This is a genomic window from Marmoricola endophyticus (assembly GCF_014644415.1).
Lineage (GTDB): Bacteria > Actinomycetota > Actinomycetes > Propionibacteriales > Nocardioidaceae > Marmoricola > Marmoricola endophyticus.
In genome coordinates this window covers 1098893-1112978 of sequence record NZ_BMKQ01000001.1, presented here as the reverse complement: position 1 = coordinate 1112978, position 14086 = coordinate 1098893, and the positions used below count along the sequence as shown (strand labels likewise).

Annotated in this window: 14 protein-coding genes; 12 read left to right on the top strand and 2 right to left on the bottom strand. The window is 72.4% G+C overall.

Features of this window, described 5'->3' with window-relative positions:
• The first annotated feature begins 4 nt into the window (after nucleotides 1-4).
• The 8 genes from ftsY to IEX42_RS05405 all read left to right on the top strand — a co-directional run bounded on the left by ftsY (nucleotide 5) and on the right by IEX42_RS05405 (nucleotide 9229).
• Entirely contained in the window at nucleotides 5-1171 is a 1167-nt protein-coding gene (gene ftsY, locus IEX42_RS05440; protein ID WP_188778881.1) for a signal recognition particle-docking protein FtsY, read from the top strand.
• A 189-nt stretch (nucleotides 1172-1360) separates the two neighbouring features.
• Nucleotides 1361-2698 carry an ammonium transporter gene (locus IEX42_RS05435; RefSeq protein ID WP_229660617.1) on the top strand — a complete coding sequence of 446 codons (1338 nt, stop codon included), beginning with the start codon at nucleotides 1361-1363 and terminating at the stop codon, nucleotides 2696-2698.
• Nucleotides 2695-3033 (top strand): P-II family nitrogen regulator, encoded by a 339-nt coding sequence (locus IEX42_RS05430; protein WP_188778880.1) that lies wholly within the window; start codon nucleotides 2695-2697, stop codon nucleotides 3031-3033. Before IEX42_RS05435 ends, IEX42_RS05430 begins: the two co-directional genes overlap by 4 nt.
• A 58-nt stretch (nucleotides 3034-3091) precedes the next feature.
• Complete coding sequence (locus tag IEX42_RS05425) at nucleotides 3092-4441, top strand: ammonium transporter (RefSeq protein WP_229660616.1); 1350 nt, start codon at nucleotides 3092-3094, stop codon at nucleotides 4439-4441.
• Nucleotides 4438-4776 (top strand): P-II family nitrogen regulator, encoded by a 339-nt coding sequence (locus tag IEX42_RS05420; RefSeq protein ID WP_188778879.1) that lies wholly within the window; start codon nucleotides 4438-4440, stop codon nucleotides 4774-4776. The genes IEX42_RS05425 and IEX42_RS05420 overlap by 4 nt, the downstream gene beginning before the upstream one ends.
• Nucleotides 4777-4801: 25 nt before the next feature.
• A complete protein-coding gene (locus IEX42_RS05415) occupies nucleotides 4802-7051 on the top strand; it encodes a [protein-PII] uridylyltransferase (RefSeq protein WP_188778878.1) in 2250 nt (749 codons plus the stop codon).
• A 42-nt stretch (nucleotides 7052-7093) separates the two neighbouring features.
• Nucleotides 7094-8668, top strand: coding sequence for a signal recognition particle protein (ffh, locus tag IEX42_RS05410; protein WP_188778877.1), 1575 nt, complete (start codon nucleotides 7094-7096; stop codon nucleotides 8666-8668).
• A gap of 87 nt (nucleotides 8669-8755) precedes the next feature.
• Nucleotides 8756-9229 carry a hypothetical protein gene (locus IEX42_RS05405; protein ID WP_188778876.1) on the top strand — a complete coding sequence of 158 codons (474 nt, stop codon included), beginning with the start codon at nucleotides 8756-8758 and terminating at the stop codon, nucleotides 9227-9229.
• Nucleotides 9230-9233: 4 nt separating this feature from the next.
• On the opposite strand, the gene IEX42_RS05400 is transcribed toward IEX42_RS05405, so the two are convergent.
• Both IEX42_RS05400 and IEX42_RS05395 read right to left on the bottom strand, forming a co-directional pair.
• Entirely contained in the window at nucleotides 9234-10331 is a 1098-nt protein-coding gene (locus tag IEX42_RS05400; RefSeq protein ID WP_188778875.1) for an amidohydrolase family protein, read from the bottom strand.
• Nucleotides 10332-10341: 10 nt separating this feature from the next.
• A complete protein-coding gene (locus IEX42_RS05395; RefSeq protein ID WP_188778874.1) occupies nucleotides 10342-11202 on the bottom strand; it encodes a VanW family protein in 861 nt (286 codons plus the stop codon).
• A 216-nt stretch (nucleotides 11203-11418) separates the two neighbouring features.
• Between IEX42_RS05395 and rpsP the strand changes: the two genes are divergently transcribed.
• The 4 genes from rpsP to trmD are packed head-to-tail and all read left to right on the top strand — an operon-like array spanning nucleotide 11419 to nucleotide 13987.
• On the top strand, nucleotides 11419-11973 hold the full coding sequence (gene rpsP, locus IEX42_RS05390; RefSeq protein ID WP_188778873.1) for a 30S ribosomal protein S16: 555 nt from the start codon (nucleotides 11419-11421) through the stop codon (nucleotides 11971-11973).
• Between the two features lie 4 nt (nucleotides 11974-11977).
• Complete coding sequence (locus IEX42_RS05385; protein WP_188778872.1) at nucleotides 11978-12220, top strand: RNA-binding protein; 243 nt, start codon at nucleotides 11978-11980, stop codon at nucleotides 12218-12220.
• A 13-nt stretch (nucleotides 12221-12233) separates the two neighbouring features.
• On the top strand, nucleotides 12234-12815 hold the full coding sequence (gene rimM / locus IEX42_RS05380) for a ribosome maturation factor RimM (protein ID WP_188778871.1): 582 nt from the start codon (nucleotides 12234-12236) through the stop codon (nucleotides 12813-12815).
• Nucleotides 12815-13987: a tRNA (guanosine(37)-N1)-methyltransferase TrmD gene (trmD, locus tag IEX42_RS05375; RefSeq protein WP_188778870.1), complete on the top strand. Its 1173-nt coding sequence runs from the start codon at nucleotides 12815-12817 to the stop codon at nucleotides 13985-13987. The genes rimM and trmD overlap by 1 nt, the downstream gene beginning before the upstream one ends.
• Nucleotides 13988-14086: the final 99 nt, after the last annotated feature.

Here is a 14086-nt window from a genome sequence, read left to right as displayed (position 1 = left end):
GCACGTGACCGTGCTCGCCCTGATCATCGTCCTTGCCGTCGTCGCCGTCCTCGTCGTCGGAGGCGGCGTCGGGCTGCTCGTCCGCTCCCGCCGCCGCCCCAAGCCGCCGGTCCAGGCTCCGGACGCGCCGGTCCTCACCGCGGACGAGCCGCCGACCACCACGGAGCCCGAGGACCCGGGCACGTTGGACGGCGTCCCGCCGGAGGTCGAGAGCCCGGCGCCCACCACCACCATCGAGCGACCCGAGGGCACCGAGAGCCGGCTGGTCCGGCTGCGGCGCCGGCTGGCCGGGTCGCAGGGAGGTCTGGGTCGCGGGCTGCTCGCCCTGCTCTCCCGGGACCGCGTCGACGAGGACACCTGGGAGGAGATCGAGGACACCCTCATCACCGCCGACGTCGGGGTCGGGCCGACCCAGGAGCTGGTCGCCCGGCTGCGCGAGCGGCTGCGGGTCGAGGGCGGCTCGACCGCGTCGGTGGCCGACGTGCTGCGCGAGGAGCTGACCACGCTCGTCGGGCGTGACGCCGACCGCAGCCTGGGCACCACCGGCGCCGACGGCGGGCCCGGCGTCGTGCTGGTCGTCGGGGTCAACGGCACCGGCAAGACCACCACGGTGGGCAAGCTCGCCCGGATGCTCGTCGCCGAGGACCGTCGCGTCCTGCTCGGTGCGGCCGACACGTTCCGCGCCGCCGCCACCGAGCAGCTCAGCACGTGGGGCGAGCGCGTGGGTGTCGAGGTCGTCACCGGCCCCGAGGGCGGGGACCCGGCGAGCGTGGCGTTCGACGCCGTACGCCGCGGCGCCGAGGACGGCGCCGACGTCGTCCTCGTCGACACCGCCGGCCGCCTGCAGAACAAGGCCGGCCTGATGGACGAGCTGGGCAAGGTCAAGCGGGTCGTGGAGAAGCAGGCGCCCGTGACGGAGGTGCTGCTGGTGCTCGACGCGACCACCGGCCAGAACGGCATGACCCAGGCACGGGTGTTCGCCGAGGTCGTCGACGTCACCGGGATCGTGCTCACCAAGCTCGACGGATCCGCGAAGGGCGGCATCGTGGTCGCGGTGCAGCGCGAGCTGGGCGTCCCGGTGAAGCTGGTCGGGCTCGGGGAGGGCCCCGACGACCTCGCGCCGTTCGACCCCGACGGCTTCGTCGCCGCGCTGCTCGGCGAGACGGACTGAGCCCTCAGGACCGCGGCTCGAAACACTCTCGTAACCGGGGGGCGAGAGACGTCACCTGCCTGACACATCGGTGCTCGTCGGGCGAAACACCGGTTGCGCACGCTACTGCGCAGACCGGCGGGCCCGGCTGACAGCAGGGGCGATCCACGCCCCGCCAGGCCCGTGGGAGGTCAAGACCCAGGAGGTTTCGTGGACGGCTACTACGCGTTCATGCTGGTCGCGACGGCGTTCGTGCTGATGATGACGACGCCCGCGCTGGCCCTGTTCTACGGCGGCATGACTCGGTCCAAGTCCGTGCTGAACATGATGATGATGTCGTACGTCTCGGCGGCGGTCGTCGGCATCCTCTGGGTGCTGTGGGGCTGGTCGATGGCCTTCGGCGGCGGTGACGGGACGTTCTTCGCCAACCCGTTCACGCAGTTCGGGCTCAAGGGCGTCGACACCGGTGACTACATCACCGTGATGTTCCAGCTGACCTTCGCGGTCATCACCGCGGCACTGATCTCCGGCGCGATCGCCGACCGGGTCAAGCTGTCCTCGTGGATGGTGTTCCTGCCGCTGTGGGTCACGCTGTCGTACTTCCCCCTGGCCCACATGGTCTTCAGCTGCAGCGACTCGGCGCTGATCTGCACCAAGATCGGTGCCCAGGACTACGCCGGCGGGACCGCGGTCCACATCAACGCCGGTGTCGCCGGCCTGGTCCTCGCGCTGATCATCGGCAAGCGGGTCGGCTGGCCGCGCGACCCGATGCGCCCGCACAACCTGACCCTGACGATGCTCGGCGCCGGCCTGCTGTGGATCGGCTGGTACGGCTTCAACGTCGGCTCGATCGTCTTCGGCGACGACTGGAGCACCGCCAAGGGCGCCGCCGCCAACGTCGCGCAGTTCTACTCCGAGACGGGGCGGACCTTCACCAACACCACGATCGCCACCATGGCCGCGATGCTGGGCTGGCTGCTGATCGAGCGCATGCTGCACGGCAAGGCGACGACCCTCGGCGCCGCTTCGGGCATCGTCGCCGGCCTGGTCGCGATCACCCCGGCCTGCGGCGCGGTCGACCTGGTCGGTGCGATCGCCATCGGCGCCATCGCCGGCGCGGTCTGCGCCTGGGCGGTGGGCCTGAAGTTCAAGCTCGGTCTCGACGACTCCCTCGACGTGGTCGGCGTCCACCTGGTCGGCGGCATCGTGGGCACCGTCCTGATCGGGCTGTTCTCCACCTCCGACGGTGCCGGCGGCGTCGACGGGCTCTTCTACGGCGGCGGCCTCGGGTCGCTGGGGGACCAGGTGCTCGGGGCGCTGGTCGCGATCGTCTGGTCCGGCGTGTTCACCGCGGTCATCGGGTTCGCCATCAAGTTCACGATCGGCTGGCGGATCAGCGAGGACGACGAGGTGGAGGGCATCGACTCCAACCAGCACGGCGAGTCCGGCTACGACCTGCACACCTCCATCAGCGGTGGCGGCCCGAGGACGGGCGTCCTCGACGCCTCCACCAGGACCCCCGGCAAGAGCGAAGGAGCGCACGCATGAAGCTCGTCACCGCGGTGATCAAGCCGCACAAGTGGGAAGAGGTCCGCGAGGCGCTGGAGTCCTTCGGTGTCACGGGGATGACGGTCTCGGAGGTCTCCGGCTACGGCCGGCAGAAGGGCCACACCGAGGTCTACCGCGGTGCGGAGTACGACATCGCGCTGGTGCCCAAGATCCGCATCGAGATCGTGGTCGACGACGGCGACGTCACCGACGTCGCGGAGATCGTGGTGAAGGCCGCGCAGACCGGCCGGATCGGCGACGGCAAGGTCTGGGTCTCCCCGGTGGAGAGCGTCGTACGCGTCCGCACGGGTGACCGCGACGGGGCCGCGATCTAGCACCCGGCTCGGCTGCTCACGACCCGGTGCCCCAGGACATGTCCTAGGGTGCCGGGTCGTGACTGTCTCCGCAGGTGACACCGCCTGGCTGCTGGCCAGCACCGCTCTCGTGCTGCTGATGGGACCGGGCCTCGCCCTGTTCTACGGCGGCATGGTCCGCTCCAAGAGCGTGCTGAACATGATGATGATGACGTTCGGGGCGGCGGCCGCGATCGTGGTGATCTGGGTGCTCGTGGGCTACTCGCTGGCCTTCGGCGACGACGTCGGCGGTGGTCTCCTCGGCGACCCGCTGCAGCACCTCGGCCTGCAGGACCTGCTCGCGGTCCCCGCACGGGGCAGTGCGGACGGCTGGCTGAGCGTGCCGGTGATCCTCTTCGCGGTCTTCCAGGGACTCTTCTGCGTGATCACCGGAGCGCTCGTCTCCGGAGCACTGGCCGACCGGGCCCGGTTCGGTGCCTGGATGGTGTTCGTCTGCGTGTGGACCGTGGCGGTGTACGCCCCGGTCGCGCACTGGGTCTTCGACGCGGACCGTCCCGGCCACACGGGCGGCTGGCTGGTGAACCAGGTCGGCCTGGTCGACTTCGCGGGCGGGACCGCCGTCGAGATCGTCTCCGGCGCATCCGCGCTCGCGCTGGCCCTCGTGGCCGGCCGGCGGGTCGGGTTCGGCAAGGACCCGATGCGACCGCACAACCTGACTAACGTGATGCTCGGTGCCGGCCTGCTGTGGTTCGGCTGGTACGGCTTCAACGCCGGCTCGGCCCTCGCGGCCGACCACACCGCTGCCGTCGTCCTGGTCAACACGCTGTGCGCCGGGTCCGCGGGGATCCTCGGCTGGCTGCTGCTCGAGCGGCTGCGCGACGGGCACGCGACGTCGCTCGGCGCTGCGTCCGGCCTGGTCGCCGGGCTGGTCGCGATCACCCCGAGCTGCTCGTCGCTGAGTCCGCTCGGTGCGCTGCTGATGGGCCTGGTCGCGGGCGTGGTGTGCAGCCTGGCCATCGGGCTGAAGTACCGCTGGGGCTACGACGACTCCCTCGACGTCGTCGGCGTCCACCTGGTCGGCGGCATCGTCGGCACGGTCGGCGTCGGGCTGCTCGCGACCGCGGCCGCACCGGCCGGTGTCGACGGGCTGCTCTACGGCGGGGGCGTCGACCAGCTCGGCCGTCAGCTGCTGGCGGTCGCCGTGGTCCTCGCCTACGCGTTCGTCGTCTCGGGCGTGATCGGCTTCGTGGTCGACAGAGTGATGGGCTTCCGGGTCGACGAGGAGCACGAGGTCTCGGGGATCGACCTCGTCGTCCACGCGGAGAGCGCGTACGACTTCCACTCCACCAGCAGCGGGACCCGCAGCGTGCTCGGCACGCGACCGCTACCGCCGCACGACCCGGACGCAATGAGAGGATCGACCCGATGAAGCTGGTGACCGCAGTGGTGAAGCCGCACAAGTGGGAGGACGTCCGCGCCGCCCTGGAGGCCGCCGGTGTCACCGGGATGACGGTCTCGGAGGTCTCCGGCTACGGCCGGCAGAAGGGCCACACCGAGGTCTACCGCGGTGCGGAGTACGACATCGCGCTGGTGCCGAAGATCCGGATCGAGATCGTGCTCGACGACGTCGAGGTCGACGCGGTGGTCGACGCGATCGTCGCCGCGGGGCAGACCGGTCGGATCGGCGACGGCAAGGTCTGGGTGGCGCCGGTGGACAGCGTCGTCCGCGTCCGCACCGGCGAGCAGGACCGCGAGGCGCTGTGACCGCACGCCCGGTGGGTGAGCGCGGGTGACCGCGGAGCAGCGGGCCGAGCGCACCCGGTGGGCCGACGAGCTCTGCACGAAGGCGTACGACGGCACCGGCGTCCCCGAGACCGGGGTCGCCCTCGTGGCGGTGGGTGGCTACGGCCGCGGTGAGCTGGCGACGTACTCCGACCTCGACGTGGTCCTCGTCCTCGACGACGGGGTCGAACCAGGTCAGTGGGCCGGCGACGTGTGGTACCCGCTGTGGGACTCCGGCGCCGCGATCGACCACTCGGTCCGGACGCTGAGCGAGATGTCGACCGCGGCGGTCGGCGACGTCCGCGTCGCGCTCGGCCTGCTGGACGCACGGCACCTCGCCGGTGACCCGACGATCACGCTGCGGCTGCGCACGGCGCTGCACAACGACTGGCGCAAGGAGGCGCGCGCGCGGCTGCCCCAGCTGCGCGAGGTGGTCGGCGACCGGGTCTCGGTGACCGGGGAGCTGGCCCACGCGGCCGTCCCCGACCTCAAGGAGTCGACCGGCGGGCTCCGCGACGCGACCGTGCTCAAGGCGTTGGTCGCGAGCTGGCTGGTCGACGTGCCCCACACCGAGCTCGAGGGAGCGCGCACCCGCCTGCTCGACGTCCGCGACGCCCTGCACGAGGTCGCCGGTCGTGCGACCGACCGGGTGGCTCCGGAGTACTGGTCCGACATGGCGAAGGTCCTCGGTCTCGAGGACGACACCACGCTGCAGCGCTCGACCCGCGCCGCCGGACGACGGATCACCCACCTGTCCCGGCTGACCTGGAGCCGTGCGGAGGCCGCCCTGTCGCGCCCGCGGACCTCGGCCGTGCGACGACCCGACCTGCAGCGTGTCGCCCCCGGCGTCGCCGTCTCGCGAGGAGAGGTGGTGCTGCAGCGCGACGCCCGCGTCGCCGCCGACCCGATGCTGCTGCTGCGTGCCGCCGCCGAGGCTGCCGAGCGAGGGCTGGTCCTGTCGCCGACGACCTCGGCCCGGCTGGTGAGGGAGGCGCCCGCGCTGCCCGACCCCTGGCCCGCCGAGGCCCGGGACCTGCTGGTGCGGCTGCTCGCCGCCGGCCCGGGCCTGCTGCCGGTGTGGGAGACGCTCGACGAGACCGGGGCCATCGACACCTTCCTCCCCGAGTGGGAGCAGGTACGCCTGCTGCCGCACGCCTCCGTCGTGCACCGGTGGACGGTCGACCGGCACCTCGTCCAGACCTGCATCGAGGCGGCCGGCCTGATCCGCCGTGCGCGACGCCCGGACGTCTTGATGGTGGCCGCACTGCTGCACGACATCGGCAAGGGTGGGCTGGTCGAGCACAGCGTCGCCGGCGAGCCGATCGCCAGGAGGGTCGCGACCCGGATGGGGTTCGCCGCACGCGAGGTCGACCTGGTCGGCCAGCTCGTACGCCGCCACCTGCTGCTGCCGGAGGTGGCCACCACCCGCGACCCCGACGACCCGGCGACGCTGACCCAGGTGACCGCGGTCGTACCCGACCGGGAGGTCCTCGACCTGCTGGCGACCCTCACCGAGGCGGACGCGCGCGCCACCTCCGACCAGGCCTGGACGTCGTGGCGCGCCGGGCTGGTCCACTCGCTGCACCGCCGCGCGGCGGCCTCGCTGACGGAGGGGGAGGACCCCGTACCCGAGGAGGAGCACGACTTCGAGGTGCCTGGCAAGGTGCGCCGGGACCCGAGCAGCGTGTTCGTCCAGGTCGACGACAGCGACGACGGCGCCCAGGTCACGGTGATCTCCGGCGACCGGGTCGGTCTGCTCGCCGACGCCGCGGCGATGCTCGCCCTGCAGCGGGTCTCGGTGCGTGCGGCCCGTGCCCGGGTCGTCGACGACGTCTGTCTCTCGCTCTGGCAGGTCGCCGACACCGGGCTGGACGAGAGCGTGCTGCTGCAGCGGCTGGAGAACATCGTCGAGGGCCGCCTCGACGCCCGTGAACGGCTGTCCCGGCTGACCCCGGCCAGGATCGAGCCCACGGTGGCGGTCCGCCCGGAGGCCTCGGACGTCTCGACGGTGATCGAGGTCCGCGCCGAGGACCGGCCGGGCGTGCTCTTCACCGTGTGCCGGGCACTGGCCGACGCCGGTGTCGCCGTGCGGTCGATGCACGTGACCACGCTCGGCCCGCAGGCGATCGACGTGTTCTACGTCCAGGAGACCGGCGCGGGGGCGCTCGGCGACGTCCGCGCCTCCGCCGCGGCCCACGCCATACGCTCCGGCCTGCTCGAGGCCGTTAGTCTTGAGACGCCGGGCGCAGGCACCTGATCGTCCGGCCCCACCTGTTCTCCCGTCTGCGAGGTCCGCTCCTTGTTCGCCACGCTGTCTGACCGTCTTGCCAGCACCTTCAAGGGGCTGCGGGGCAAGGGCCGGCTCTCCGAGGCCGACATCGACGCCACCGCGCGTGAGATCCGGATCGCGCTGCTCGAGGCGGACGTCGCGCTGCCGGTCGTCAAGGACTTCGTGGCCGCGGTCAAGGAGCGGGCGCGCGGCGAGGAGGTCTCGGGAGCGCTGAACCCGGCCCAGCAGGTCGTCAAGATCGTCAACGAGGAGCTCGTGGCGATCCTGGGCGGCGAGACCCGCCGGCTGCGCTACGCCAAGACCCCGCCGACGGTCATCATGCTCGCCGGACTGCAGGGCGCCGGCAAGACGACGCTGGCGGCCAAGCTCGCGCTGTGGCTCAAGGACCAGGGGCACAGCCCGATGCTGGTGGCGGCGGACCTCCAGCGTCCCAACGCGGTCACCCAGCTCCAGGTCAACGGGGAGCGGGCCGGTGTCACCGTGCACGCCCCGGAGCCCGGCAACGGCGTCGGTGACCCGGTCGCGGTCGCGCGGGGCGGCGTGGAGGAGGCGCGTCGTACTCTCCACGACGTCGTCATCGTCGACACCGCCGGGCGCCTGGGCCTCGACGCCGAGCTGATGCAGCAGGCCTCCGACATCCGCGACGCGGTGCAGCCGGACGAGGTGCTCTTCGTCGTCGACGCGATGATCGGCCAGGACGCGGTCGCCACGGCACAGGCCTTCCTCGACGGGGTCGGCTACGACGCCGTCGTCCTCACCAAGCTCGACGGCGACGCCCGCGGCGGTGCCGCGCTGTCGATCGCGAAGATGACCGGCAAGCCGGTGATGTTCGCCTCCAGCGGCGAGAAGCTGACCGACTTCGACCTGTTCCACCCCGACCGGATGGCCGGGCGGATCCTCGACATGGGCGACATGCTCACCCTGATCGAGCAGGCCGAGCGGACCTTCGACAAGGAGCAGGCGCTCAAGGCGGCCGAGAAGCTCGCCGGCGGGAAGGGGGAGTTCACCCTCGACGACTTCCTCTCCCAGATGCAGCAGGTCCGCAAGCTCGGCTCGCTGTCGAAGATCGCCGGGATGATCCCCGGGATGTCGCAGTTCAAGGACCAGCTGGACAACTTCGACGACCGCGAGATCGACCGGATCGAGGCCGTCATCAACTCGATGACGCCGGCCGAGCGGGCCAACCCGAAGCTCATCGACGGCTCTCGTCGGGCCCGGATCGCCAAGGGGTCGGGCCGCGCGGTCTCCGACGTGAACACGCTGGTCGACCGGTTCTTCGAGGCCCGCAAGATGATGGAGTCGATGGCCCGCGGCGGTGGCATGCCGGGCATGCCGGGCATGCCCGGGATGGGGGGCGGCAAGCGTGCCCGCGCCCGTCAGGCGCCGCAGCCCAAGAAGAAGAAGGGCGCCAACAAGAAGGGCGGCAACCCCGCCCGGCGCGCGGCGCAGGAGGCGCAGCGCGAGGCCGCTCGCGCGGAGCGCTCGGCGGGGGCCAACCCGTTCGGCATCCAGCAGGGCGGGGACCAGGACTTCGACCCCGCCGACCTCAAGCTGCCCGCCGACCTGAGCAAGTACCTCAAGTAGGCGCCCCTGAGCACGCGGACCCCGTACCTCTCGCCGGCCGGTAAGCCGCGTCCCTCTGCGGTGTGGTTCGCGGTAGGTGGGGCGCTCGTGGTGCTGGGCATCGTGCTCGCCGTCGTGGTGGATGTGCGCACCCACGAGGCGGTTGCGCGGACTGACGGCGAGCTCGCGGCAGACGCTCAGCCTCACCAGGTCGCGGCCGAGCACGGCGAGCGGATGCTCTTCCGCGAGGTCGGCGCTCCGGTTCCGGACTGCCAGGTCACGCGGAACGAGCGCGAGGTGACCGTGCGGAGTGTGGATGGATCATCCGACGTCACCACCCGCGGGCGGAACTGGGAGGGTTTCGCGCGGGTCGAGGCTCCGGGCGGTGCGCTCACCGTCACCTGCTACGCGATCGGGCGAGGCGCGGTCCGTGTCGGCGAGCCGGTAGAGATCGCCGGCTCCTTCGGTGTCGCTCTGCTCGGTGCTCTCGGCTCGCTCTTCGTCGTCACCGGTGCGGGGACGGTCGTGCTGGTGCTGACAACGGTTCTCTGGCTCACTCGCAAGCCCTCGTCGAGTCTGTGAGCCGTCAGGCGACGACGCGCCCGCGCAGCACCACGCGCGCCGGCCGCTTCAGCGCGCCGATGTCGCTGCGCGGGTCGCGGTCGAGCACGACGAAGTCGGCGGGCGAGCCCTCGGCCAGCGTGCCGTCCAGGCCCAGCCACTCCCGCCCCCGCCAGGAGGCGGCACCGAGCGCGTCGACCGCTGGCAGGCCCCAGGCGTGCAGCTCGGCGACCTCGTCGGCGATCAGCCCGTGCGGCAGCTGCCCCCCGGCGTCGGTGCCGGCGTAGATCGCCACCCCGGCCTCGAAGGCGGACATGATGGTCTGCTTGCGGCGCGCGTGCAGCGCCGTCATGTGCTCGGCGTAGGCCGGGAACTTGCTGCCTGCCGCCTCGGCGAAGGTCGGGAAGTTGTTGAGGTTGATCGCGGTCGGCACCAGCGCCGTGCCCTGCGCGGCCATCTGGTCGACCAGGTCCTCCGACAGGCCGGTGCCGTGCTCGATGCAGTCGATGCCGGCGTCGATGACGATCGGCAGGACCTCCTCGCCGAAGCAGTGCGCGGTGACCTTCGCACCGTGCTCGTGGGCCGTACGGATCGCGGCCGCGAAGTCCTCGGCGGGGAAGGACGGGCGCAGGTCGCCGGCGTCGCGCTCGATCCAGTCGCCGACCAGCTTGACCCAGCCGTCGCCGCGCTGGGCCTCCTGCGCGACGTACGCCGTCAGGTCCGCGGGCTCCACCTCGTGGGCGAAGTTGCGGATGTAGCGCCTCGTCCGAGCGATGTGCCGCCCGGCGCGCACCAGTCGGGGGAGGTCCTCACGCTCGTTGACCCACGAGGTGTCCACCGGGGAGCCGCAGTCGCGCAGCAGCAGCGCGCCGGCGTCCCGGTCGGTCAGGGCCTGCTGCTCGGTGGTCTCCTCGTCCACCCCGCCGTTCGCGTCCAGCCCGACGTGGCAGTGCGCGTCGACCAGCCCGGGCACGATCCAGCCCGAGGCCACCGTCTCCGCGCCCGGCTGCGGCTCGTACGTGACGACGCCGCCCCCGTCGGGGCCGGCGACGACGTAGAGGTCGCGGGAGTCGTCCGGGCTGTCGGGGAGGACGGGGCCGGTGAAGCGGAGCGCGGCTGACATGCTCGCGAGGCTAGCCCCGCGCCGCCTCGGGCTCGTACGTGACCAGGGCCCGGTTGCGCCGCAGCAGCTCCGCGCCGATGTGCTCGCCGGTACGGCGGTCGATGACCTCGCGCCAGATCTCGTTGTGGCGGAACCACCGACCCTCGACCTGCTCGAAGCCCTCGGCGCGGGCGTGGACGGAGAAGGACCGGGTCGGCTCCCGGTCCGAGCGCAGCTCCCCCTCGAGGTAGCGGTCACCGACCCCGACGCGCACGGTGAAGCTGGCATCGGTGTCGTTGCGGACGACGAGGTCGACGTAGTTCCACACGATCGAGCAGCCGACGCCCCACGGCAGCACGCGACCGTTGTCCGGGAACGGGTCGAAGCTGTGCTGCGAGCGCTCCACCATGGTCAGGTCGGAGTGCATGAACATCCAGACCAGGAGGTTGGCCAGCTGGCAGATTCCACCGCCCGTCCCGGCGTGCGCCTTGCCGTTGGACAGCTTCATCCCGTCGACGTAGCCGCGACGACGCGTGCAGTTGCCGACCAGCCGGTTGAACGAGAACGTCTCACCGGGCCGGATCACCACCGTGTCGATCCGCGTGCAGGCCAGGCGCAGGTTGTGGACCTTGTTGTGCTGCAGCCACATCTCCTCCTCGCCGAGCTGGCGCAGCAGCAGGGAGGCGTGCTTCTTCACGCGGTACGACGGTCCCGGTGCGGTCGGCCGCGTGGGGGAGGGCGGCGTCACCCAGCGGGCGCCCGAGCGCGCCCAGGCGAGGTGCCGCCGCAGCTGGTGGTAGCGGACGGCGAGCGGGTAGAGCGCGGGGTGGCGCTCGGCGACACGGCGCCGAGGGGAGTCGCGGAGCCCGCTTTGTCTGGTTGACGACGTCATCGAAATGCCACGCTACTCCTCGGCGCCGCTCCCGGCGGCGCTTCGCCGGATTCGGGACTCCCCGCTGGTCTCTGGCATGATGACCCACTGAGTTCCCGTGCGCCCGGACCCTCTCACCCGGGCCGTCGCGGGACCCCGCGCCGAGATCCTCCGACGTCGCCCCACGACGTCTGCGCCCCGGCACCACCACCAAGCTGCAAGGAGAGGTCCACAAACGTGGCCGTCAAGATTCGTCTGAAGCGGATGGGCAAGATCCGCCAGCCGTACTACCGCGTCGTCGTCGTCGACTCCCGCAAGAAGCGGGACGGGCGAGTGATCGAGGAGATCGGCAAGTACCACCCCAAGGAGGAGCCCTCCTTCATCGAGGTCACCTCCGACCGCGCCCAGTACTGGCTCGGCGTCGGCGCCCAGCCGTCCGAGGCCGTCGAGGCGATCCTCAAGGTCACCGGCGACTGGCAGAAGTTCAAGGGCCTGCCCGGTGCCGAGGGCACGCTGCGCGTGGCCGAGCCGAAGCGCGACAAGCACGAGCTGTTCGCCGAGGCCCTCAAGGACGCCGCCAACGAGCCCAAGGGCGGTGCGACCACGGCCAAGAAGAAGGCCGAGGAGAAGCCGGCCGAGGCTCCGGCGGAGACGCCCGCGGCAGAGGCTCCTACCGAGGAGCCGAAGCCCGACGAGGCCGCCACCACCGAGGAGGCCGCGACCGAGTCCACCGACGGCTCGGCCGACAGCACCGACGCGGCGGCTCAGGACGACGAGAAGTCCGAGGCCTGAGCCGGTGCTCGCAGAGGCGCTGGAGCACCTGGTCCGCGGCATCGTCGACAACCCCGACGACGTCACGGTCCAGGACAAGCAGCTGCGTCGCGGGTCGGTCCTCGAGGTCCGGGTGCACCCCGACGACCTCGGCAAGGTGATCGGCCGCGGCGGTCGTACCGCGTCTGCGTTCCGTACCGTCGTCGGGGCCCTGGCGGGCCCCGACGGCGCGCGCGTCGACTTCGTCGACGTCGACCGCGGGCGCTGAACGCGACCCTGACGTGGCAGACGTCGAGGTCTGCGTCGGACGTGTGGGGCGACCGCACGGCGTGCGCGGCGACGTGGCCGTCGAGCTGCGCACCGACGAGCCCGAGCGCCGCTTCGTCGTCGGCGCTCTCCTGACTCTGGAGGGCGCTGCAGCGGGCGCGCCGCGCTCGGTGACCGTCTCCGGCGTCCGCCGGCACCAAGGTCGTCTGCTCGTCCGCTTCGAGGAGCTCGGTGACCGCACCGCCGCCGAGGTGCTGCGTGGCGCCACCCTCCACGCCCTGGTCTGCGCGCAGGACGCGCCGTCGGATCCCGACGAGTTCTACGACCACCAGCTGGTCGGCCTCGTCGCCGAGGACGCCGCAGGCCGCGTCGTCGGCGAGGTGAGCGAGGTCCGCCACGGTGCGCAGGACCTGCTCGTGATCGACGCCCGTCGCAGCGGCGGCGCCGCGGAGGTGCTGGTGCCGTTCGTCGAGGCGCTGGTCCCCGAGGTCGACCTGGCCGGCGCCCGGCTGGTCGTCGCCGACCGTCCGGGCCTGCTCGACCCCACCGAGGCCACCGAGGCCGGACGGGCGGAGGCCGGGGCGGACGAGTCCTGATGCGCGTCGACGTCGTCTCGATCTTCCCCGACTACCTGCGCGCGCTGGAGCTCTCCCTCCCGGGCCGCGCACGCGAGAAGGGGCTGCTGGACCTCGCGGTCCACGACCTGCGCGACTGGACCCACGACCGGCACCGCGCCGTGGACGACACGCCGACGGGCGGTGGCGCCGGGATGGTGATGAAGCCGCAGCCGTGGGGTGAGGCGCTCGACGCGTTGGCCCCGGACGGCGCGACGCTGCTGGTCCCGACCCCGGCGGGGGAGCGGTTCACCCAGCGTGTGGCGGAGGAACTGTCCGCCCGCGAGCACCTGGTCGTGGCCTGCGGGCGCTACGAGGGCATCGACCAGCGCGTCCTCGACGAGTCGGCGCGCCGGCTGGAGGTGCGTGAGCTGTCGCTGGGCGACTACGTGCTCAACGGCGGAGAGGTGGCCGCGCTGGCGATGATCGAGGCGGTCTGCCGCCTGCTGCCCGGCTTCATGGGCAACGCGGAGTCGCTGGCGGAGGAGTCGCACGGCGCCGACGGGCTGCTGGAGTACCCCGTCTACACCCGCCCCGCCGCGTGGCGCGGTCACGAGGTGCCCGAGGTGCTGCTCTCGGGCGACCACGCCCGGATCGCCGCGTGGCGCCACGCGCAGGCCGTCCGTCGTACGACGCTGCGGCGTCCGGACCTGCTCCCCGCCACGACCACCGGCGAGACCGAGGTCCGGCCCGCGGTCGCCGCCGACGCCGGCGAGCTGCTCACCCTGCAGCGTGCCTGCTGGGTGCAGGAGGCCCAGGACAACCCGGACGTCACCATCCCCGCGCTGGGGGAGTCGCTGACCGACGTGCAGCACTGGGTCACGCGGGGCACGGTGCTGGTCGCGCGGCGTGCCGGGCGCCTGGTGGGGGCGGTCCGGGGCGTCGCGCGGGCCACCGACGACGGGCGCGAGGTCTGGGACGTGGGCCGGTTGATGGTCGCCCCCGACCTCCAGGGCCACGGGCTGGGCCGCGTGCTGCTGGAGCGGATCGAGGCGGCAGCGCCGGACGGGGTGTCGTCGTACCTGCTGTTCACGGGTGCGGGGAGCGCACGCAACCTGCGGATGTACGCGAGGGCCGGCTACCGGCCCGCGGGCGAGGTCGAGCCGGGCGTGGCGAGGTTGACCAAGCGGCGTCCCCCGTCCGGACGGCGCTGATTTCGCCGCACGGCGCGGCTCTGGCACACTCGAGCCTTGGCCCAGCCGGTCGAAGGACCGCCCCGAGGAACACGCGGGGGATCCGCGTCGGGACCCTGC